Source organism: Paracoccus limosus (assembly GCF_009711185.1).
GTDB classification, from domain to species: domain Bacteria; phylum Pseudomonadota; class Alphaproteobacteria; order Rhodobacterales; family Rhodobacteraceae; genus Paracoccus; species Paracoccus limosus.
This window is the reverse complement of record NZ_WMIF01000041.1, coordinates 1-20253: the sequence shown is the minus strand read 5'-3', so window position 1 is coordinate 20253 and position 20253 is coordinate 1. Positions and strand designations below refer to the sequence as shown.

Here is a 20253-nt window from a genome sequence, read left to right as displayed (position 1 = left end):
CTTCAGCAAACTGAAAAACAGCCGCCGGCTGGCAACCCGCTACGACAAAACCGCAGACAGTTTCCTCGGCTTCGTAGACGTCGCCTGCATCAGGCTCTGGCTCCGCCATTTGTCAACATGACCTAGGCTGGCGCTTCGGGATCACAAACCGCACCAAAGGCGCTTGCTGCGGCCAGAACCCGCTCGCGGGCGTCGGGCAAGCTGTCCGGCCCCTCAAGCCGGAACGAGGCCGGCGACAGCGGACCCGAAAGCAGCGCGTGGGCTAGGTCGGGATGACGGGCAGGGTCAGGCTCGACCCCCGCGCGCCGCGCGAACTCCAGCGCCATGACATGCATCGGACGGGTCAGCGGACCGGACATGCGCCGCGCGGCGGCTATCCCGGCCTGCATCTCGGCGCGCGTCGGCTGTGCACCGCCATGTTTCCAGCAGCCTGCGATATAGCGCGCCTGCAGTTCCAGCACAGGCAGATAGGGACCGACCAGATCGTAAAGGCCAAGAAAGGCGAGCCCGTCCAGATCGGGATGAAAGCTGTCGGCAAACAGCGTCATGCCCTGCGCCGTCAACTCGACGGTTTCGGCGATTTCCGGGGCCAGCCAAGGCAAGGACAGCTCGTAGCCGGTGCCAAACAGGATGCCGTCGAATTCGCCCGTGCTGCCATCGGCGAATGTGACGGCGCGTCCCTGCGCTTGGGCGATCCACGGTCGCACCGCGATCCGCCCCTCGGCAACGGCCGGCAGAAAGCCCTGACATTGGGTCAGGCCGGCGGCAAATATATCCGGGTCGGCGGGCAGGGCGCCATATTGCTCGGGGCGTCCTGCGGCCTGTATCACCTGCGCCCTCAGCGCGCTTGCCGCTGCCGCCGGCGATTTCGCGGCTGCCAGCGCGGCGGCGCGGGTAAAGAGCGCATGTTCCGTCGGCACGCCCGCAATTAGCTTGGGCAGCACATAGCGCTGACGGCGATAACAGATGGTGACCTGCACACCGGTCTGCGCCAGCAGGGTCGCGATTTCAAGCGCGCTGATCGAACAGCCGGCGATCAGGACAGAGGCATCGCGATAAAGGGCCGCGCCCGAAAACTGGCTGGTATGCGCCACGCCGAATTTTCCGGCGAATGTCCCCAGCCCCGCGACCCGTGGGATGCTGCCCAACTGGTGGCGCCCCGAGGCGATTACCACCCGATCATGGTGCTCGATGCGGCTTTGCCCGTCGTGGCGCAAGCTCAGCTCCCAGCCGCCGCGGTCCGCGCGTGCCAGATGTTCGACCCGTGTTCCCAGCCGCATGTGCTGGCGCAACTGAAATCTGGTGCAATAGCGGTCCAGATAGGCATGCATATCCTCGCGGCGCACATAGGTTGCCGTGCCGGGCCGGTGGTCCAGATCGGAAAAGGCGGTCATCACGCGGCTGGTGTTGGTGACCATGCCGGGCCATGTCGCGCTGTGAACGCCGGCCGGATTCCACTGGCCGCCAATATCCTCTGCGGCGTCGTAAAGCGTGATTTCAAAGCCCTGCGCCCTGAGCCAACGCGCCGCCACAAGGCCGGCCGGCCCGGCGCCCACGATGGCAACCCGGGGCGGTGTGTCGAATGTCTGTGTCATGGAACTCTCCGCTGCTTGATGCCCATCCGAGTGACGCCAAAGCCCGGGCCGCGCTTGCTAAATAGCTGCTAAGGGGGCGCGACTCGGGCTAAAACACTGCTAAGACGGGCGCGTTGAACAGCAAGGACAGTCCCCGTGCCGCCATCGCTTGTCCGGTTCCTGAGCCGCCCGGTCATGATCATTCTGGGCAGCGTCGATGCAACTGCGCGCCCCGAAATCGCGCGGGCCGTGGGCGCAAGCGTCGATCCCCAGACCGGCGTGATCGAGCTTGTGGTGTCGCGCTGGCAATGGCCGGCGACGATCGCCAATATCGGCGCCTCGGGGCGCATCGCCGCGACCTTTTCGCGCCCCGCCGATTACGAGACCTATCAGATCAAGGGCCGGGCAACATGGCGCGAAGCCGGGGCGGCCGACCATGAGATTGCGCGCGCCTATTGCCGCGACATGCTGGCGGCTCTGATGGAACTGGGCATGGCCCCGGGGCTGATCGCGCATTGGCAATCCGACCGGGATCTTGTCGTGATCTCGCTGACCCCCGATCAGGTTTTCATCCAGACGCCGGGGCCGATGGCCGGGCAGCGCATCGGAGGGACGGCATGACGGACCCATCCCGGCTTGATGCCTGTTTCGAGGGGGTGATCCCCTCGGTCATCGCCACGACGGGCCCGGATGGCGAGCCCAATATCTCGTATCTGTCGCATGTGACCCGCGTCGATGACGACCATATCGCCTTGTCGAACCAGTTCTTTGGCAAGACGGCCGCCAATCTGCGCGGCAATCCCTGCGCCACGATCCTGATGGTGGATGGCCGCACGGGCGCGCAGTTCCGTGTCGAGGCGCTGTTCGTGCGCTCGGAAACCCAGGGGCCGCTGTTTGCGCATATGGATGCGCAGCTGACTGCCAGCTCGGCGCAACTGGGCATGTCGAACACGATGAAGCTGAAGGGGATCGACATCTTTCGGATCCTGTCGATCAGCGCCCCGCCGACACAGGCCCCGGTGGCCCCGGCCGACACGGCGCCCGTCCCGTCGCTGCCGGCACTGGCTGCGGCCGTGACCGCGATCGACACGGCATCAGAGATCAGCACCGCCTGCGAGGCACTGCTTGACGCATCTTTGGCGGTGCTGGATGCCGATGCGGCGATGATCCTGATGTGCGATCATCCGCGCGACGCGCTGATCGCCGTGCTGAGCCGGGGCTATGACGCCGGCGGGGCAGGGGCCGAGGTGCCCTTTGGCGTGGGTGTGATCGGTCTTGCCGCCTCGACGCGGCAGGTGATCCGCATCGGTGATATCGGACGGGTCCGCCGCCTGAACGCGGCCATCGACGCGCAGACCGAGCCGGAAGCCCGCAGCCGCAGGATTCCGCTGCCCGGTCTTGGCGGCGCCCTGAGCCATATGGCCGTGCCGCTGATCACCGGGCAAAACCTTGTCGGCGTGATGTTTGTCGAATCGCGCAGCCGCCTTGCCTTTGGCATCCAACACGAAGCGGCCGCCGCAATCCTTGCGCGTGCTCTGGCCACAGCGATGCGCGGCGACGATCTGCCAGTGCCGGCCGCTGTGCCGGGTCCGACCCGTTCGCGGCCACCCCTGACCGATCGGGTGATCCGCGTGCGGCACTACACCTATGACGACAGCGTCTTTATTGATGATGCCTATGTCATCAAGGGCGTCGCGGGCCGGATTCTGGTGTTCCTGATCGAAACCTGTCTGGAACAGAGCCGCGATGCCTTTACCAATCGCGAAATCCGGCTGGCATCCTCGCTGCGTTTGCCGGGCTATCGCGACAATCTGGAAACGCGGTTGATCCTGCTGCGCCGGCGTCTGGAGGAAAGGGCGGCCCCGATCCGGCTGGAGCCGATCGGGCGCGGCCGTATCCGGCTGGTGCTGGAGGGACGCCCGGAACTGATCACGGCCGGACCGGGCGAAGATACGATCTGACCGCGCCGGGAATGCCGGTCCCTAGCTGCGGGGCAGGACGACCCGATAGAATGCGGCCGAAGCGGGCTCACCCGGACCGATTGGCCCGGGAACCCGGTTATCGACCGGGGAAAGCGCGCGCAGCCATGCCACAAGCGCCGCAAGATCGGCCTTGCTCAAGGCCGCATAGCTGGCCCAAGGCATCACCGGGGCCAGCACCCGCCCATCCGGTCGCGTGCCGGTGGTCAGCGCGGCGGCGATTTCGGCATCGCTCCACGTGCCAAGGCCGCTTGCGGCGGGGGTCAGGTTGCTTGGCCAGAAGGTGCCAAGGCCCGGGATCTCGAACCCGACGCTGCCGCCCGACAGCCCGGCCGCCTCGCGCGGGGCACCATTCGCATCGCGCGGCATGTGGCAGCCCGCGCAATCCATGATCCGCCCCAGATAGGCGCCCCGAACGATCAGCGCGCTGTCGGCGTCCTGCGCCTGGGCGACCGAAGCGGTGATAAGCGCGACCGCTGCCGCAAATATGAACCGAGGGAGCATGTTCTCTCCTGAGATTGGTCGGGGCGGCGCGGGCCAAAAGCGATACCGCCCAGAGGGTTGGGTGGAACGAGGCGGCGCAAACGGCCGCATGGATCCAGACCTAGACGCCCATGGGCCAAGGCGCATGCTAAGAGGATGCGAATTGCCGCCGCCGCTTGCTAAAATCTCGCTAAGGCCGGCAGGGCAGCGCATGGCTCGGGGGGCATCCATGCGGCCTGCGGAGCTATTTAGCAGTTCGCGGCATTTCTGCTTTGCGCCAAATTAGATGATAATGCGAATTATGTAATAATTGACCCAAACCTGACTAAACAGTCAACTACACGTCAGAGTTGATATGCGATATTCATATCTCACGCTCTGGTTATGGGCGCGTATCGAGTAGATTGTCAGAATAGTTTGTGAGTGTGTTGTTTCCTATCGGCGCCGAAGGGCCTTGTTCGCCCCTTCGGCGCCCAAAATCCGTGGCGATCCCAGTCGCAGATGCGGGACAGCCGCCATCGCGTGCTCGTAGCACAGAGGGGCATTACGCCCGCCCGACGGACCAGAACTTAGCCCCCCGCAAATCCGCCAATGCGATCAGGGGTGCACAACCGCGCCTGCTTCTCCGGTGCAGGACCTTGCGGGCACGACAAGCAGAGTGTCACTGCTGGAAGATAACCCGGAATGTCGTCGCGTCCGTTTCCGGCCGAGACACCAGTTCAATCTTTGCATCGAACCGGTTTACGATCTGATGCACGATGGCCAGCCCCAGCCCCGATCCTCCGGGACCCGCCGCCGCCCCGCGCTGAAAGCGGGCGAAGATCTTGTCGCGTTCATCCACGGGTATCCCCGGACCATCATCCGAAACGGTCAGCACGACCTTGCCGCCCTGCTGTTCGACCGTCACATCGATCACCCTGCCGCCGTGGCGGATGGCATTGTCGACAAGGTTCAGCACGATCTCGCGGCACAACAGCTCGGCGCCCATGATCCAGGCCGGATCAGAGGGCAGCGCAAAGCCAAGATCGCAATCCTGTCGTTCGGCCATCGCCAGCAGTTCCGGCGCCATTTGCCGCACCAGCGCCGCCAGATCAAAGCGGACGACGCCCTGACGATCCAGCGAGGCCAGCGTGCGGCTGTGGACCAGCAGCTGCTCGGCCAGCCGGGCCGAGGCGCGGGTATCCTCGACCAGCGCGGAGACATCGTTGCGCAGCGGACCTTCCGGCATGTCACGCTGCAAAAGCTGGGCGCGCAGCTGCAATGAGGTCAGCGGCGAGCGCAGCTGATGGCTGGCATTGTCGATGAACTCGCGTTCATGCTCCAGCGCCTGACGCAGCCGGGCCAGCAGGGTGTTCAGCGCCTCGCCGATGGACCGCAGGTCGCTGGGCAGGCGCGCGCGGATCGGCGACAGGTCGCTGGCCGAGCGCATGTCGATCTGGTCGCGGAACTGCAAGAGCGAACGCAGGCCGCGCCGCACCGCGAAAAACGCCAGCACGCCCGCCCCGGCCAGAAGCAGCACCAGCCGCAGGCCCGATGATGCCACCGAGGCAAGGGTCGCCGCGTCACGCTCCTGTCGCGTCAGGCCCACATGCACGGTGATCCAGTCGGGCAGGCGCGCGTCCGAGCCGAAAAACCGCAGCGACACTGCCCGCAGCCGCTGGCCGCGATAGGTCATGTCGCTGATGCGCGGCACGCCGGGTTCCAGCGCGGCCTCATCGCCGGGGGGATGGAAATCCTCATATCCGGTCAGATAGGACCGGCTGGGACCGATGATGCGGTAATAGATGCGCTCCTGCGTGGTGTTGCGCAAAAGCGAGATGATCTCATCCTCGACCAGATCGCCATAGGTGCGGTCCACCGCCTCGCTGATGCTGATGGCCGAGGCGATCAGCATCTGGTCGTAAAGCCGGTCGGTGGCGCGGCGCGCGCTGACCCAGGCCTCGGCCAGAAAGGCGAGCACGACAAGGCTGAGCGGGATCAGCAGCCACAGCAGCACCGACCATGTGACCGAGGGGCGCCGCCTCATCCCGCGTCCAGCACATAGCCCAGACCGCGTGCCGTGCGCAGGTGGCAGCCGCTGCCCTCCAGCCGCTTGCGCAGGCGGTGGACATAGATTTCCACGGCATTGGGCGTCAGCTCATCGTCAAAGCCCGACAGCCGCGCGGTGATGCGGTCCTTGGGCACCACGCTGCCCGCGTTCTCGGCCAGAAGCTGCAACAGCGCGCGTTCGCGGGCGGGCATGTCCAGCGCCGCGCCATCGACGCGTGCCTCGCGGGTGACGGTGTCGAAGCTCAACCGGCCCAACCGGATCAGCGGCGCCTCGACGCCGCCCATGCGGCGGGCGAGGGCGCGGATGCGGGCCTCGAACTCGGCCAGTTCAAAGGGCTTGGCCAGATAGTCGTCGGCGCCAAGGTCCAGCCCGCGCACCCGGTCCTGCAGGCTGCCCCGCGCGGTCAGGATCAGAACGCCCACCGGACGGCCGATGCGGCGCAGATGGCGCAGGAAATCCAGACCGTCATCGCCGCCAAGGTTCAGGTCAAGCACCACCAGATCGTAATCGGCGACTGCCGCCAAATCCAATGCCTCGGCCAGAGAGGCGGCGCTGTCGACGGCATGGCCCAGCCCCTCTAGCGAATGCCGGATGCCTGCGGCGATGCCGGGATTATCCTCGACCACCAGACTGCGCATCGTTCCCCCCTGCCCTGCGGGCTGCGATTCTTTATCAGCCATGAAAGCTTGATGAAAGAAACCCCGTGCTAACGGGATCTTGGAGGAGGACGGCATCGACGGGTGCCGGACATGGAGGACGCCGTGAGACGCAGGGAATTCATCGCCGCTTTGGCGGGCGCGCTGGCTGCGCCGCAGATCGCTCGTGCAGCGGATGTCGTCGAATGGGTCGTGCCGTTTCAGGAAGGCGGCGGCACCGATGTCTGGGCGCGCTTCATGGCGGACTGGCTGTCGGCCACGCTACCCGATCACCCCAGGGTCGAGCTGCTGAACGTCTCAGGCGGGAACTCAACCCGCGCCGCCAATTTCTTCGATGCCGAGGCGCGCGCCGATGGGCGCATGCTGCTGGGCACCACGGGTTCGACGCAGGTTGCGGCGCTGCTGGGCGACCGGCGGGTGCAATATGATTACGCCAATTGGCAGATCGTCGCGGCCTCGCCCTCGGGCGGGGTGATCTATGTCCCGGCCTCGCTGGGCGTTCGCAGCATGGCCGAACTGGTCGCGCGCGGGCAGACGCTGCATTTCGGATCGATCGGCGCCGCCTCGCTGGACATCGTGCCGCTGCTGGCACTGCAGATGTTGGGTGTCGATGTTGCGGTGCTGCTGGGCCTGAGCACCCGCAACGCCGCCCGCGCCGGGCTGATCGCGGGTGAATTTGATATCGATTACCAGACCACGCCCGGCTATCTGGGCCATGTCCGCCCGCTGGCCAAGGCCGGGCAGGTGGTGCCCCTGATGAGCCTTGGCGCCATCGACCGGCATGGGCGGCTGGCCCGCGATCCGGCCTTTCCGGCCCTGCCCAGTTTCCCCGAGGTATTCCGGCAGATCCATGGCCGCGACCCGCAAGGCCCGGAATGGCAGGCCTGGCAGGCGCTGTTCGATGTGGGCTTTGCGGCGCAGAAGATGGTCTTTCTGCCCCGCCGCGTGCCTGCGCCGCGCCTGCAGGTCTTTCGCGATGCCTTTGCCCGCATGGGCGCCGATCCCCGTTTCCGCGCCGAGGCCGCCGAGGTGCTTGGCCCCTATCCGCTGCTGGCCGGATCGCAGGCCGATGCGGCGCTGGCCTCGGCCATGACCATGGACCCCGAAACCCGCAAATGGACGCGCGGCTGGCTGGAACGCCGCTTCCGCGTCACCCCCTGAACCTGTCGAGGAGGACAGCATGAAAATCACCCGCCGCACTCTGGGCCTGATGGCCGCCGCCATGATGACGGCCCTGCCCGCCATCGCTGTGGCCGAATACCCGCAGCGCAATATCACGCTGGTCGTGCCCTTCCCGCCGGGCGGCGGCAATGACGCCATGGCCCGCATCATCGGCGATGCCATGACCCGCCAGATCGGCGCGACCGTGGTCGTCGAAAACAAGGCGGGCGCGGGCGGCGTGGTCGGCACGCAGGCCGTCCAGAACGCCAAGCCCGATGGCTATACCCTGCTTCTGGGCCATTCCGGCACCATGGGCATCAACCCGCATGTCTATCCCGCCGCGACATATCACCCGACCAGGGACTTCACCCCCGTCGGGCTGATTTCGGAAATTCCGCTGGCGCTGGTCGTCAACAAGGACCTGCCCGCGCAGGACGTGACCGGACTGATCGCGCTTGCCAAGGAAAAGCCGGGCGAACTCAGCTATGCCTCCTCAGGCGTTGGCACCGGTTCGCATATGGCGGCCGAGCTGTTCGCCCATGATGCGGGGATCGAGGTCGCGCATATTCCCTATCGCGGCTCGGGCCCGGCGATGACCGATCTGCTGGGCGGGCGCATCGACTTCCTGTTCGGGGTGATCCCGTCCTCGCATGCGCAGGTCGCGGCGGGCAAGGCGCGGGCGCTGGCGGTGACGGGGGCGGAACGCTCGCCCACCATGCCCGATGTGCCGACCATGCAAGAAGCCGGGATCGACGGCTATGAGGCCGCGCTGATCTATGGGCTGCTGGCACCCGCTGGCACGCCCGATGACGTGGTGGCCAAGGTCAATGCCTCGCTGAACGCGGTCCTGGCCGATCCGGCGGTGCAGGAAAAGCTGGCCGTCGATGGCTCGGTCCCGCGTCCGGGCACGCCTGCCGAACACCGCGCCGCGCTGGATGCCGATCTGGAAAAATGGGGCGCGCTGATCCGCGACGCCAAGATCGAGATCCACTGACCTGACGCGCCCCGCCCGTCGCGGCGGGGCCCCCAAACGGGATATCACCACCATGACTGACCAAACCCACCCCAGGCCGGGGCCGGGCCGGGCGCTGCTGTCGCAAGACCGCGTTGCCGGGCTGACGCTGATCGCCATCTCGGGCTTCGCGCTCTGGGCCTCCTCCGACCTTGCCACGGGCACGCTGCGCTTTATCGGGCCGGGGATGATGCCGAAACTGCTGGCCGCGCTGGTCGGCGTGACCGGCGTGATCCTGCTGGTCCTGTCTTTCCTGAAACCGGGCGATGCGATGCCCGCGATCCCGCTGCGCGGCCCGGTCTGCGTGCTGGCAGGCATCCTGGCCTTTGCGCTGACCGTCCAGACGGTGGGCTTTGCCGTGGCCGCACCGCTGCTGGCACTGCTGGCGGGGCTGGCCGACAAGGATATGCGCTGGGGCGAGCTCTTGGGCTTTGCCGCCTTCATGACCGTGGGCTGCATCCTGGTCTTCAAGGTCGGCCTGAACCTGCCGATCCCGGTCCTGATCATCCCCGGCATTATCCAGTATTGAGGCAATCATGGATCTTATGAGCAATCTTGCCTTGGGTTTTCAGACGGCGATGTCGCTGCAAAACCTTGGGCTGGCCTTTATCGGCTGCTTGGTCGGCACGCTGATCGGCATCCTGCCGGGTGTCGGTCCCATCGCCACCATCACCATGCTGCTGCCGATCACCTTCGGCATCGACCCGGTGGGCGCGCTGATCATGCTGGCGGGAATCTATTACGGGGCGCAATATGGCGGCTCGACCTCGGCCATTCTGGTCAATATCCCCGGTGAGGCCGGATCGGTGGTCACCGCGTTGGACGGCCACGCCATGGCCAAGAAAGGGCGCGCCGGGGCGGCGCTGGGGATTTCTGCCATCGGGTCGTTCATCGCGGGCTGTATCGCCACCGTGGTGATCGCCGCGCTGGCCGTGCCGCTGACCGATCTGGCGCTGCGCTTTGGCCCCACGGATTACTTTGCCCTGATGGTCATGGGTCTGGTCTTTGCGGTGGTGCTGGCGCATGGCTCGGTCCTGAAGGCGGTGGCGATGATCCTTTTGGGCATCCTTCTGTCGACCATCGGCTCGGATCTGGAAACGGGTCAGGCGCGGATGACCTTCGGCTCGCTGCATCTGGCGGACGGGATCGATTTCGCCGTGCTGGCCATGGGGATCTTTGGCTTTGCCGAGGTGCTGCGTAATCTGGAAGGCGGCGAACAGCGCGACGTGATCAAGGGCACCATGGGGCCGCTGCTGCCGACGCGGGACGAGATGAAACGCTCGATCGCGCCGATCCTGCGCGGCACCGGGCTGGGTTCGGTTCTGGGGATGCTGCCGGGCAATGGCGCGGTGCTGGCGCCCTTTGCGTCCTATACGCTGGAAAAAAAGCTGTCGAAACGCCCGCAGGATTTCGGCAAGGGTGCCATCGAGGCCGTCGCCGGCCCGGAATCGGCCAACAATGCCGGCGCGCAGACCAGCTTCATCCCGCTGCTGACGCTGGGCATTCCGCCGAATGCGGTCATGGCCATCATGGTCGGCGCAATGATGATTCAGGGCATCGTGCCGGGACCGCAGGTCATGACCGAAAGCCCGACGCTGTTCTGGGGCATGATCGCCAGCATGTGGATCGGCAACCTGATGCTGCTGGTCATCAACCTGCCCATGGTTGGCATGTGGGTGCGGCTGCTGAAGGTGCCCTATCGCCTGCTGTTTCCGGCGATCCTGATCTTTTCCTGCATCGGCATCTATTCCATCGACAACAACCCGATGGACGTGGTGTTCACCGGCGGCTTTGCCATCGCGGGCTATCTGCTGATCAAGATGGGGTTCGAGCCTGCGCCGCTGCTGTTGGGCTTTGTCCTTGGCCACCTGATCGAGGAAAACCTGCGCCGCGCCATGCTGCTGTCGCGGGGCGAGCTCTCGACCTTCGCCGAAAACCCGCTGAGCCTGATCCTGCTCATGGTCTCGGCCGGGCTGCTGGTCCTGTCGGCCCTGCCCACCCTGCGCGCGAAACGCGATGAGGTCTTTGTCGAGGATTGACCCGAGACAGTCCTCCGCGTGGCAAAGCCCGCTGCGCGGAGGCGAGCTCTGCTTTATCGAGCCATCCACGGTGGGCTTTGGTTTTACCCTCAGCGCACGCGCCTGTTCGCAAAGAGGCCCCGATCTCATTGCGAAGCGGGGTCCGCCCTGACCCCGCCGAATCGCGCCCATCCATCCACCCCGTCAAATACCTGAAATACGCGATCTAATTGATCGTGAAAAATCCGCCGGTCCGTGCTATGCTGGGGATATGGCGCGACATGCGCCCTGACAGGAGCAACTGCAATGTTCGACAAGCTCAGCACGATGAAAGTGAAGCCTGCCTTGTCCGTGCAACATCAGCACCTCATGGGCGTGGCCGAGGCGATCCTGAGTGACCGGGCGGCGATCCGGCCGCTGCCCGGTTCGGAAATCCGCATCCGCGACACCACCTGGGAACGTCATTACGACGCTTTGGGCGGCTAGGCGCGGCGGCACGGACGAAACAGGCCATCCCCGGCACCTGCGGGGATGGCTTCTTGCGATCCGGAGCGCGCGCGCCCTCAGAACGGGCTGTCGGGATAGTAGAATTTCGCGGCATTCTCCGGGGTGATCAGCTGCGAGCCGATGATGAAACGCCCGGTCATCGGCGCGTTCGACACGAAATGCAGCGCCGTCATCTCCAGCGCCGAGGAGATCAGCGCCGGCGGGTAGGTCACATCCACGGGCAGCTGCTTGTCGCCGTCCATGATGCGCTTGACGATATCCTTCATGCCGGCGCCGCCGATCACCCACATCTCGTCCTGACGCTTGGCGGCGGCGATGGCCTCCATCACGCCGATGGCCATATCGTCATCCGCCGCCCAGACCGCATCGATCTGCGGATATTTCGACAGATAGTCCTGCATGACGTTGAAGGCGTCGTCGCGGTTCCAGTTGCCGTGCTGCATGTCGAGGATCTCGATCTGCGAGCCGTCGAGCGCCTTCTGGAAGGCCTCGACCCGTTCATTGTCCAGCGTCGTCGGGATGCCGCGCAGCACCACGATCTTGGCGCCGGGTTTCAGGTTGGCCTTGAAATATTCGCCCGCGACGCGGCCGAAGGCGGTGTTGTCGCCGGCGACGTAAAGATCCTCGATGCCCTCTTCGGACAGGCCACGGTCGACGACAGTAACGAACTTGCCCGCCTCTTTGACCGCCTTGATCGGTGCGGTCAGAGGTTCGGATTCGAAAGGCAGCACCACCAGCGCGTCGATATTGCGCGTGGCCATCATGTCCTCGATGTCATTGACCTGCTTGGCGCTGTTACCCGCGGTGGACAGGACGAATTCAAGGTTCGGATAGGCCGCGCCCAGCCGCTTGATCGTGTCCTGGGCATGCCAGTTCAACCCGCCCATGAAGCCATGCGTGGCCGAGGGGATGGCCACGCCGATGATCTTTTTCTCGGCCTCTTGCGCCACGGCCACGCCGCCGGTCATCGCCAATACCGCCGCAAGGGCACCGCCCTGCATCAGACTTCTGCGTTTCATGGTGTTCTCCTCCCCAGGATCACCGCTCGCTGGCGGCATGTTTTTCCCGCTGCAAGACGACAGCAAGGACGATGATGACGCCCTGGATCGCCCCGTTCAGATAGGGGCTGACCAGGTTCGCCAAGTTCAGGATATTGTCGATCAGCGACAGGATCAGGACGCCCATCACCGTGCCCCAGACCCGGCCGCGCCCGCCTTTGAGCGCAGTGCCGCCGATGATGACGGCGGCAATCGCCTCGAGCTCCCAAAGCACCCCGGTCGAGCCAGAGGCCGAGCCAAGGCGCGGCACGTAAAGCACGACGGCCAGCCCGACCAGCATGCCCAGCAGCACATAGGTCATGAGCCGGACGCGGTTCACGTCGATGGCCGAATAGCGCGCCACCCGGTCGTTCGAGCCGATGGCCTCGACATGGCGGCCAAAGCGGGAATGGCGCATGCTCCATTCGCCCGCGATGGCGACGGCGGCAAAGCACAGGATCGGCCAGGTCAGCCAGCCGATGCCGCCGTAATAGACGGGGCGGTAAAGCGTGCGCAGGCCGGAATCCAGCGACAGCGTGCCACCATCCGCCAGCCAGGTGATGAGCGAGCGAAAGATGCCCATGGTGCCCAGCGTGACGATGAACGGCTCGATCCGGGCCTTGGTGATCAGCGCGCCGTTCAGATATCCGGCAGCGAGCCCGCCCAGGATCGCGACGCCCATGCCGATCAGGATCGTGCCCCAATGCACGCCAAGGCTGGGCGCCAGGGCATTCATCGCGATGATCGCGAGCCCCGCCAGAAAGGCCGCCATCGAGCCGACCGACAGATCCAGCCCGCCCGCCGTGATGACAAAGGTCATGCCCACCGCAATCAGCCCGATGAAGGCCGAGCGCGCAAGGACGTTTGTGATATTGGCCGGCGCCAGAAAGGCGCTGTTCAGCAGGGTGCCCAGCACGATCAGGGCGATCAGCGCGATCAAGGGCCCGAGGGTGTGGAAGTCGATCTTTTTCATGCCGCCTCTCCGACGCCCATGGCAAGGCGCACGATATTGTCCTCGGTCAGGGCCGCGCCCTGCAATTCCCCGGCCAGCCGCCCCTCGCGCATCACCAGCACCCGGTCGGCAAGGCCGATCACCTCGGGCATCTCGCTGGAGATGACGATGACGCTCAGCCCCTGCGTCGCCAGTTGCCGGATAAAGGCGTAGATCTGGCTTTTCGTGCCGACATCGATGCCGCGCGTCGGCTCGTCGATGATCAGGATGCGTGGCTCGGTCAGCATGGTTTTCGCCAGCAGCAGCTTTTGCTGGTTGCCGCCGGAAAGCTTGCCGGCCGGCATGTCGCGACGTGGGGCGCGGATGTCGAAATCCTGCGTGGCGCGGTCCAGCGCCGCATCCTCGGCCGAGGCGTCGATGCGCCAGCTGCCAAAGCGCTCCAGCGCGGCCAGCGTCAGGTTTTCACGCAGGGGCTTCTCCAGCAGCAGCCCGGCCTCTTTGCGATCCTCGGTCAGATAGGCCAGCCCATGGGCAAAGCCGTCGCGGGCCGAGCGGATGGTAGCCGGCTGGCCGTCGATGCGGATCTCGCCGCTGGAAGAACGCAGCCCGGCGATGCCCTCGGCCAGTTCGGTGCGCCCCGAGCCAACCAGACCGGCGATGCCCAGCACCTCGCCCCGGTGCAGGGTCAAGGAAATGTCGTGGACCCGCCCCGGCACTGACAGACCGCGCAGTTCCAGCGCGATGTCGCCGGACGGCTGGCCCTTGGGCGGATAGAAGTCCTGCAATTCGCGCCCGACCATGGCCGAGGCCATGCCGTCCTGCGTCAACTCTCCGCGTGCTGCGCGGCGCACGACGCGGCCATCGCGCAGCACGGTGATGCGGTCGGCCAGATGCGCGACCTCGTCCAGACGGTGCGAACAGTAAAGGATCGCCACGCCCTGTTCGCGCAGGCGCAGGATCTGGTCGTAAAGCGCGCCGACCTCGCGATGGGTCAGGACCGCGCTGGGTTCGTCCATGATCAGCACGCGGGCATTGCGCGACAATGCCTTGGCGATTTCGACCATCTGGCGGTCGGGCACCGACAGATCGCCGACCAGCGCATCGGGCGAGATCGGGCTGTCGAGCCGGCGCAGCAGTGCCGCCGTGGCCTCTTGCATCGCCTTGTGGTCCAGCCGCCAGCCGCCCGGCTCACGGCCCAGGAAGACATTGGCCGCCACGCTGAGGTCGCGGGCAAGGTTGAATTCCTGATGGATGACCACGATGCCCTGCGCCTCGGCATCGGGGCCGCTGGCAAAGCGCACGGGCTTGCCATCCAGCAGCACCTGCCCTTCGGTCGGGTCCAGAAAGCCGCCCAGCAGCTTCATGATCGTGGATTTGCCGGCACCGTTTTCGCCGATCAGGGCATGGACCTCGCCCGGTTCCAGCGCGATGTCGATGCCATGCAGCACCGTGACCGGGCCAAAGCTTTTGCTGACATTGTCCAGCGCCAGAACGCTCATGCGCCCACCTCGACCCATGCGCCGTCGCGCGTGGCAGAGGCCTTGGCGGCGGCGATGAAGGCCATGCCCGACAGCCCGTCACCAAGCCCCGGCACCCGGTCGGCCAGACTGTCATCGCCCCGGATGATGCGGGCCACATCGCTGTAAAGATTGGCAAACCCCTCAAGATAGCCCTCGGGGTGGCCGGGTGGGGTGCGATAGGAAGCGCTGCGGTCCTGCGCCCGGGTCAGGATCTGCGCCGGCCCGTCCTTTGGGGTAAAGATCAGCCGCTCACTGTCCGAGAGCCGCCATTCCAGCGCGCCCTTGGTGCCAAAGAGCCGCAGCGACAGCCCGTTTTCCTGCCCGACCGCGACCTGACTGGCCCAGAGCCCGCCCTTGGCGCCCGAGGCATAGCGCAGCGCCACCCGGGCATCGTCGTCGATGGGCCGGCCCGGCACCATGCTGGAGAGATCGGCCGAAATCCGGTCGGGCGTCTGGCCGGTCACAAAGACTGCCAGTTGCCAGGCGTGCGTGCCGATATCGCCAAGCGCACCGGCGCCGGCGCGGGCCGGATCGGTGCGCCATTCGGCCTGCTTGTTGCCCGGCGCGGGTTCCGACAGCCAGCCTTGCAGATATTCGGCCTGCACCAGCCGCAATTGTCCAAGCGCACCATCGGCGACGCGCGCCCGCGCCTCGCGCACCATGGGCAGGGCGCAGTAATTATGCGTCAGGAAAAAGCGCGCGCTGCTGCTGGCCGCCGCCGCCGCAATCGCCTCGGCCTCGGCCGGTGTCGCGGCCAAGGGCTTGTCGCAGATGACATGGATGCCGGCATTCAGAAAGGCGATGGCCGGCGCCGCATGCAGATGGTTCGGGGTGACGATCGCCACCGCCTCGATCCCGTCCGGGCGCGCCGCCTCGGCCTGCGCCATCTCGGCGAAATCGGCATAGCTGCGGATGCCCAGATCGGCGGCGCTGGCCCGCGCGCGCTTTGGGTCCGAGGACAGCGCCCCGGCCACCAGATCGAACTGCCCGTCCATGCGCGCGGCAATGCGGTGAATGGCGCCGATGAACGCGCCCTGCCCGCCGCCGACCATGCCCAGCCGCACCCTCATAGCCCCAGCGCCTTGTCGATGGCCGCCCGGTCGATGCTAGATGCCGCGAAATCGTCAAAGGCATGCGGCGTCACCCGGATGATGTGATCGCGCACGAAGCTTGCACCTTCGCGGGCACCGTCCTCGGGGTGTTTCAGCGCGCATTCCCATTCGACCACCGCCCAGCCGTCAAAGCCGTATTGCGTCAGCCGCGAAAACACGCCCTTGAAATCCACCTGCCCGTCGCCCGGACTGCGGAAGCGCCCGGCGCGCTGTGCCCAAGGCTGGTAGCCGCCATAGACACCCTGCCGGCCGGTCGGATTGAACTCGGCATCCTTGACGTGGAACATGCGGATGCGGTCGTGATAGATGTCAATGTTCTGCAGGTAATCAAGCTGTTGAAGGACATGATGCGACGGATCATACAGCATGTTGGCGCGCGGATGCTGGTCCACGCGGTCCAGAAACATCTCGAACGTCACGCCGTCATGCAGATCCTCGCCGGGATGGATCTCATAGCACAGATCGACGCCCTGCTCCTCGGCCAGATCCAGAAGCGGCCGCCAGCGCGCGGCCAGCGTGTCGAATGCCGCCTCGACCAGCCGCGGCGCGCGCTGCGGCCAAGGATAAAGATAGGGCCAGGCCAGCGCGCCTGAGAAAGTCGCCATCCGGTCGAGGCCCAGCAGGCGGCTGACGCGCAGCGCCTTGGCGACCTCGGCCACCGCCCATTCCTGCCGTGCCTTGGGATTGCCGCGCACGGCCTGCGGGGCAAAGCCGTCGAAGCCCGCATCATAGGCCGGATGCACCGCGACCAGTTGGCCTTGCAGATGGGTCGAAAGCTCGGTCACGGCGACGCCGTTCTGCGCGGCGATGCCCAGAAACTCGTCGCGATAGGTCTGCGAAGTGGCGGCACGGTCCAGATCCAGAATGCGCGGATCGTTCACCGGCACCTGCACGCCGACATAACCAAGATCCGCCGCCCAGCGGGTGATCGCGTCCCAGCTGTCGAATGGCGCGGCATCGCCGATGAACTGCGCCAGAAACAGCGCCGGTCCCTTGATGGTCTGCATATCGTCTCTCCCCAAGAGCAGGCTGCACTGGCTTGCAATCGATTGCAAACGAATTCTTGCCGCCGCCGCGCCGGCCCCCTAATTTCGGGCCATGCAACGACAGAACCCACCACAGGGCCGGATCCGGCTTTCCGACGTCGCAAGGATGGCGGGGGTCTCGACCTCGACCGTCAGCCGGGTGCTGTCCAACCCTGATCTCGTGGCCGAGACCACGCGCGAGGCGGTGGCGCAGGCGGTGCAGGCCAGCGGCTATCGGATGAACCGCGCCGCGCAGAACCTGCGCATGGGCCGCACCGGCGCGGTGGTGGCGCTGGTGCCCAATCTGGGCAACCCGTTCTTTGCCAAGATCCTTGAAGGCATGGGACGCGAGCTGGCGGCGGCGGGCTATGACCTTTTGGTGGCCGATACGCTGGATCGTGCCAGCCTTGGCACGACGCTGCAGCGGTTTCTGGACCCCTCGCGCGCCGATGGCATCATCCTGCTGGACGGCCGCGCCAGCCCCGCCCAGCTGGCCCCGGCGCCCGAGCTGCCGCCGGTGGTTCTGGCCTGCGAATGGGTCGAGGGCACCGCCCTGCCCTGCGTCATGCTGGACAATCACATGGGCGGCGGGCTGGCGGTGGCGCATCTGCGCGATCTGGGCCACTGCCATATCGGCATCATCGGCGGCCCGCCGGCCAATGTGCTGCATCAGGCGCGGCTTGCCGGCGCGCAAGCGGCCGCAGGCGACGCGCGGTTGACGCTGTTCGAGGGCGATTTCTCGCTACACGCGGGTCAGGCGGCGGCCAAGTCATGGCTGGCGCTGCCGGCAGCCGACCGGCCCGGCGCGGTCTTTGCCTTTTCCGATGAGATGGCCTGCGCCTTTATCGCCGATCTGATGCGCGCGGGGCTTGATGTGCCGGGCGAGGTCTCGGTGATGGGGTTCGACGATATCGAGCTGGCCTCGCATCTGATGCCGGCGCTGACCACGATCCGCCAGCCCAAGCGCGACCTTGGCCGCAAGGCGGCGCAGGTGGTGCTGGCGGCCATCGCCGGCCGCCCCGTCGCGCCGGTCACCCGGCTGGAGCCGCGGCTGATGCCGCGCGACAGCACCGCCGCCGCCTAGGCCCATGCCAGATCATGCATCCGCACCAGCCCGGCGATCTCGTCCGGGCTCAGCTGGTTCGAGGTCTTGCCCTGCAAAAGCAGCGCCAGCCGGGCGCTGGCCTCCAGCTCTTCGACAGCATTGCAGGCGCCTTCCAGATCCAGCCCCGCCACCACCGGCCCGTGATTGGCCAGCATCACCGCCGTGCGTCGCCCGGCCAGCCCCCGCACCGCCGCGCCGATGGCGGGATCTCCGGGCCGGAAATAGGGCAGCAGCCGGACATGACCCAGCTGCATGAAGGCATAGGGCGTCAGCGGCGGCAGAAAGCTGTCGGCATCTGCGCCGGGCAGCGTCGACAGCGCCACCGAATGGCAGGAATGCAGATGCACCACCGCCGCCGTCCGGTTGCGGGTTTCATAGAACGCCATGTGCAGCGCCATTTCCTTGGTCGGGCGGTCGCCGTCGATCTGCACGCCCCGCGCGTCGAACCGCGCCAGCCGTGCCGGGTCGAGCCTTCCGAAACAGGTGCCGGTCGGACTGACCAGCAACCCGTCATCGGGCGTGCGTGCCGAAATATTCCCCGTCGAGCCATGCGTCAGCCCGCGCTCGAACATCGACCGCGCCAAGCTGCAAAGCCGCTCGCGCAGGCGGGTTTCCTCGGTCATTTGCCCTCCAGCACGGCCAGCGCGCAGGCAAAGAAATCCGGCCCGCCGAAGTTTCCGGATTTCAGCGCCAGCCGCAGGGGGCCAGCGGCAAGGGCCGGAACGCCGGGCGCGATCTCGGGGCCGATGTCGAAGGCCTGGATGCCAAGCCCGGTCGCGACCGCGCCCGAGGTCTCGCCCCCCGCCACCACAAAGCGCGTCACGCCCCGGTCGCGCAGGGTCGCGGCCAGCCGGGCAAAGGTGGTCTCGATCACCTCGGCCACGCGCGCGCGCCCATGCGCGGCCTGCGCCGCACGCACCGCATCCGCCCCCTGCGAGGCCGCGATCAGCGCCGGCGCCGGCTGGGCCAGCGCCCAGTCCGCCAGCCCGGCGATGAACTCCGCATCCGCCGCCAGCGCCTCATCGACGCGCAGCACCCGGCTGGGCCCGTCATAGGCCGCGATCTGGCCCAAGGTCGCCTCGGAGCACGACCCCGACAGCAGCACCGCCGGCCCCGCCGCGCCCTGCCAGCGGCGCGCGGCCCCCGCCTTGGCCCCCAGCGCACGGGCCAGCCCCGCACCGATGGCCGAGCCGCCGGTGACCAGCCGCGCATCGCGGGCCAGCCACCCCAGCCGGTCGATGTCCTGATCGTCGATGGCATCGGCAATGACGAACCGCCCCGCCCGCGCCAGTGCCGCCGCCGCATCCGGCCCGCGCAGCGCCGCAAGCGCCAGATGCCCGACCGGCTGGCGCGTCTGCCGCCCCAGCCAGCGGCGCAGGTCGGGATCGCTCATCGGCGTCAGCGGGTGATGCGCAAGCGCACTTTCCGACAGCAGCCGGTCGCCCACGAACAGATGCCCCTGATAGACCGTGCGCCCGGTGTCGGGAAAGCTCGGCACGAAAAGCACGCTCTCGGCGCCCAGTTCGTCGGCCAAGGCCTCGGCCACCGGGCCGATATTGCCCTGCGGCGTGGAATCGAAGGTCGAGCAATATTTGAACAGAATGCGTTCGGCCCCCTGCTCGCGCAGCCAGCGCAACGCCTCCAGCGACTGCGCCACGGCATCGGCCACCGGCAGGGTGCGGGTTTTCAGCGCGATCACCGCCGCAGCCTCGCCGCCCGCCCGCGCCGGCAGCCGGCCGGCATAGAGCCGCGTCTCGGTCCCGGTCTTGGCGATCATGTTCGCCAGATCGCCCGAGCCGGTGAAATCATCCCCGATCGCCCCGATCAACATGCGCTGCCCCCGCTGTTTCCCCCTGCCCGCAGGGCCGCGCCGGCGCTTTGGGCTGATCCTTGCTGCACCAGTTCCGCGCGCGCGTCCAGATCGCGCTTGCCGGGGCGCTTAGGCCGTGTTGACAAAAGGGGTTCCGTTGGCAGTCGTCCTATGATTCAAGCTCATCTCTGCTTGGGAGATGGGCTTGGCGCGCAACCTGATATCCGACGATGAGTGGGCCTTCTTCGAGGG

At 66.7% G+C, this 20253-nt stretch carries 19 protein-coding genes and 1 pseudogene; 9 read left to right on the top strand and 11 right to left on the bottom strand.

Annotated features, from left to right (window positions below; genetic code table 11):
- Positions 1-121, top strand: a pseudogene (locus tag GL279_RS17955) (IS5/IS1182 family transposase); the annotation flags it as partial.
- 1 nt (position 122) lies between these two features.
- Here the strand turns inward: GL279_RS17955 and GL279_RS17950 are convergent.
- Positions 123-1595: a flavin-containing monooxygenase gene (locus GL279_RS17950; RefSeq protein WP_155065994.1), complete on the bottom strand. Its 1473-nt coding sequence runs from the start codon at positions 1593-1595 to the stop codon at positions 123-125.
- A 135-nt stretch (positions 1596-1730) separates the two neighbouring features.
- Here GL279_RS17950 and GL279_RS17945 point away from each other — a divergent pair, with 135 nt between their 5' ends.
- Positions 1731-2195 (top strand): pyridoxamine 5'-phosphate oxidase family protein, encoded by a 465-nt coding sequence (locus GL279_RS17945; RefSeq protein WP_155065993.1) that lies wholly within the window; start codon positions 1731-1733, stop codon positions 2193-2195.
- Positions 2192-3535 (top strand): pyridoxamine 5'-phosphate oxidase family protein, encoded by a 1344-nt coding sequence (locus GL279_RS17940; RefSeq protein ID WP_155065992.1) that lies wholly within the window; start codon positions 2192-2194, stop codon positions 3533-3535. The genes GL279_RS17945 and GL279_RS17940 overlap by 4 nt, the downstream gene beginning before the upstream one ends.
- A 21-nt stretch (positions 3536-3556) precedes the next feature.
- Here GL279_RS17940 and GL279_RS17935 read toward each other — a convergent pair whose 3' ends face one another.
- The 3 genes from GL279_RS17935 to GL279_RS17925 all read right to left on the bottom strand — a co-directional run bounded on the left by GL279_RS17935 (position 3557) and on the right by GL279_RS17925 (position 6724).
- Positions 3557-4057, bottom strand: coding sequence for a c-type cytochrome (locus tag GL279_RS17935; RefSeq protein ID WP_155065991.1), 501 nt, complete (start codon positions 4055-4057; stop codon positions 3557-3559).
- A gap of 640 nt (positions 4058-4697) precedes the next feature.
- On the bottom strand, positions 4698-6062 hold the full coding sequence (locus tag GL279_RS17930; protein WP_155065990.1) for a sensor histidine kinase: 1365 nt from the start codon (positions 6060-6062) through the stop codon (positions 4698-4700).
- Positions 6059-6724 (bottom strand): response regulator transcription factor, encoded by a 666-nt coding sequence (locus tag GL279_RS17925; protein WP_155065989.1) that lies wholly within the window; start codon positions 6722-6724, stop codon positions 6059-6061. The genes GL279_RS17930 and GL279_RS17925 overlap by 4 nt, the downstream gene beginning before the upstream one ends.
- Positions 6725-6847: 123 nt before the next feature.
- Here GL279_RS17925 and GL279_RS17920 point away from each other — a divergent pair, with 123 nt between their 5' ends.
- The 5 genes from GL279_RS17920 to GL279_RS17900 all read left to right on the top strand — a co-directional run bounded on the left by GL279_RS17920 (position 6848) and on the right by GL279_RS17900 (position 11419).
- Positions 6848-7903, top strand: coding sequence for a type 2 periplasmic-binding domain-containing protein (locus GL279_RS17920; protein ID WP_155065988.1), 1056 nt, complete (start codon positions 6848-6850; stop codon positions 7901-7903).
- A gap of 19 nt (positions 7904-7922) precedes the next feature.
- Complete coding sequence (locus GL279_RS17915; protein ID WP_155065987.1) at positions 7923-8897, top strand: Bug family tripartite tricarboxylate transporter substrate binding protein; 975 nt, start codon at positions 7923-7925, stop codon at positions 8895-8897.
- A gap of 52 nt (positions 8898-8949) precedes the next feature.
- A complete protein-coding gene (locus GL279_RS17910; protein ID WP_155065986.1) occupies positions 8950-9444 on the top strand; it encodes a tripartite tricarboxylate transporter TctB family protein in 495 nt (164 codons plus the stop codon).
- Positions 9445-9460: 16 nt separating this feature from the next.
- Complete coding sequence (locus GL279_RS17905; protein ID WP_343039852.1) at positions 9461-10954, top strand: tripartite tricarboxylate transporter permease; 1494 nt, start codon at positions 9461-9463, stop codon at positions 10952-10954.
- A 285-nt stretch (positions 10955-11239) separates the two neighbouring features.
- Entirely contained in the window at positions 11240-11419 is a 180-nt protein-coding gene (locus tag GL279_RS17900; protein ID WP_155065984.1) for a hypothetical protein, read from the top strand.
- Between the two features lie 77 nt (positions 11420-11496).
- Here the strand turns inward: GL279_RS17900 and GL279_RS17895 are convergent, their stop codons facing one another.
- The 5 genes from GL279_RS17895 to GL279_RS17875 are packed head-to-tail and all read right to left on the bottom strand — an operon-like array spanning position 11497 to position 17068.
- Positions 11497-12459, bottom strand: coding sequence for an ABC transporter substrate-binding protein (locus GL279_RS17895; protein WP_155065983.1), 963 nt, complete (start codon positions 12457-12459; stop codon positions 11497-11499).
- 19 nt (positions 12460-12478) lie between these two features.
- The gene (locus GL279_RS17890; RefSeq protein WP_155065982.1) at positions 12479-13450 is read right to left on the bottom strand and encodes an ABC transporter permease; all 972 of its coding nucleotides are present in this window, start codon (positions 13448-13450) and stop codon (positions 12479-12481) included.
- Positions 13447-14928 (bottom strand): sugar ABC transporter ATP-binding protein, encoded by a 1482-nt coding sequence (locus GL279_RS17885; protein WP_155065981.1) that lies wholly within the window; start codon positions 14926-14928, stop codon positions 13447-13449. The genes GL279_RS17890 and GL279_RS17885 overlap by 4 nt, the downstream gene beginning before the upstream one ends.
- A complete protein-coding gene (locus tag GL279_RS17880) occupies positions 14925-16019 on the bottom strand; it encodes a Gfo/Idh/MocA family protein (RefSeq protein WP_155065980.1) in 1095 nt (364 codons plus the stop codon). Before GL279_RS17880 ends, GL279_RS17885 begins: the two co-directional genes overlap by 4 nt.
- On the bottom strand, positions 16016-17068 hold the full coding sequence (locus GL279_RS17875) for a sugar phosphate isomerase/epimerase family protein (RefSeq protein ID WP_155065979.1): 1053 nt from the start codon (positions 17066-17068) through the stop codon (positions 16016-16018). Before GL279_RS17875 ends, GL279_RS17880 begins: the two co-directional genes overlap by 4 nt.
- A gap of 91 nt (positions 17069-17159) precedes the next feature.
- Between GL279_RS17875 and GL279_RS17870 the strand changes: the two genes are divergently transcribed.
- Complete coding sequence (locus GL279_RS17870) at positions 17160-18170, top strand: LacI family DNA-binding transcriptional regulator (protein ID WP_155065978.1); 1011 nt, start codon at positions 17160-17162, stop codon at positions 18168-18170.
- On the opposite strand, the gene otnC is transcribed toward GL279_RS17870, so the two are convergent.
- Positions 18167-18814: a 3-oxo-tetronate 4-phosphate decarboxylase gene (otnC, locus tag GL279_RS17865; protein ID WP_155065977.1), complete on the bottom strand. Its 648-nt coding sequence runs from the start codon at positions 18812-18814 to the stop codon at positions 18167-18169. The two genes, GL279_RS17870 and otnC, sit on opposite strands and share 4 nt — an antisense overlap.
- Entirely contained in the window at positions 18811-20022 is a 1212-nt protein-coding gene (otnK, locus tag GL279_RS17860; protein WP_155065976.1) for a 3-oxo-tetronate kinase, read from the bottom strand. Before otnK ends, otnC begins: the two co-directional genes overlap by 4 nt.
- Positions 20023-20253: the final 231 nt, after the last annotated feature.

Bases quoted from the DNA above. Each gene is read 5' to 3' on its own strand.
- GL279_RS17950 (WP_155065994.1), bottom strand. From the start codon at position 1,595: ATGACACAGACATTCGACACACCGCCCCGGGTTGCCATCGTGGGCGCC.
- GL279_RS17940 (WP_155065992.1), top strand. From the start codon at position 2,192: ATGACGGACCCATCCCGGCTTGATGCCTGTTTCGAGGGGGTGATCCCC.
- GL279_RS17935 (WP_155065991.1), bottom strand. From the start codon at position 4,057: ATGCTCCCTCGGTTCATATTTGCGGCAGCGGTCGCGCTTATCACCGCT.
- GL279_RS17930 (WP_155065990.1), bottom strand. From the start codon at position 6,062: ATGAGGCGGCGCCCCTCGGTCACATGGTCGGTGCTGCTGTGGCTGCTG.
- GL279_RS17925 (WP_155065989.1), bottom strand. From the start codon at position 6,724: ATGCGCAGTCTGGTGGTCGAGGATAATCCCGGCATCGCCGCAGGCATC.
- GL279_RS17915 (WP_155065987.1), top strand. From the start codon at position 7,923: ATGAAAATCACCCGCCGCACTCTGGGCCTGATGGCCGCCGCCATGATG.
- GL279_RS17910 (WP_155065986.1), top strand. From the start codon at position 8,950: ATGACTGACCAAACCCACCCCAGGCCGGGGCCGGGCCGGGCGCTGCTG.
- GL279_RS17905 (WP_343039852.1), top strand. From the start codon at position 9,461: ATGAGCAATCTTGCCTTGGGTTTTCAGACGGCGATGTCGCTGCAAAAC.
- GL279_RS17900 (WP_155065984.1), top strand. From the start codon at position 11,240: ATGTTCGACAAGCTCAGCACGATGAAAGTGAAGCCTGCCTTGTCCGTG.
- GL279_RS17895 (WP_155065983.1), bottom strand. From the start codon at position 12,459: ATGAAACGCAGAAGTCTGATGCAGGGCGGTGCCCTTGCGGCGGTATTG.
- GL279_RS17890 (WP_155065982.1), bottom strand. From the start codon at position 13,450: ATGAAAAAGATCGACTTCCACACCCTCGGGCCCTTGATCGCGCTGATC.
- GL279_RS17885 (WP_155065981.1), bottom strand. From the start codon at position 14,928: ATGAGCGTTCTGGCGCTGGACAATGTCAGCAAAAGCTTTGGCCCGGTC.
- GL279_RS17880 (WP_155065980.1), bottom strand. From the start codon at position 16,019: ATGAGGGTGCGGCTGGGCATGGTCGGCGGCGGGCAGGGCGCGTTCATC.
- GL279_RS17875 (WP_155065979.1), bottom strand. From the start codon at position 17,068: ATGCAGACCATCAAGGGACCGGCGCTGTTTCTGGCGCAGTTCATCGGC.
- GL279_RS17870 (WP_155065978.1), top strand. From the start codon at position 17,160: ATGCAACGACAGAACCCACCACAGGGCCGGATCCGGCTTTCCGACGTC.
- otnC (WP_155065977.1), bottom strand. From the start codon at position 18,814: ATGACCGAGGAAACCCGCCTGCGCGAGCGGCTTTGCAGCTTGGCGCGG.
- otnK (WP_155065976.1), bottom strand. From the start codon at position 20,022: ATGTTGATCGGGGCGATCGGGGATGATTTCACCGGCTCGGGCGATCTG.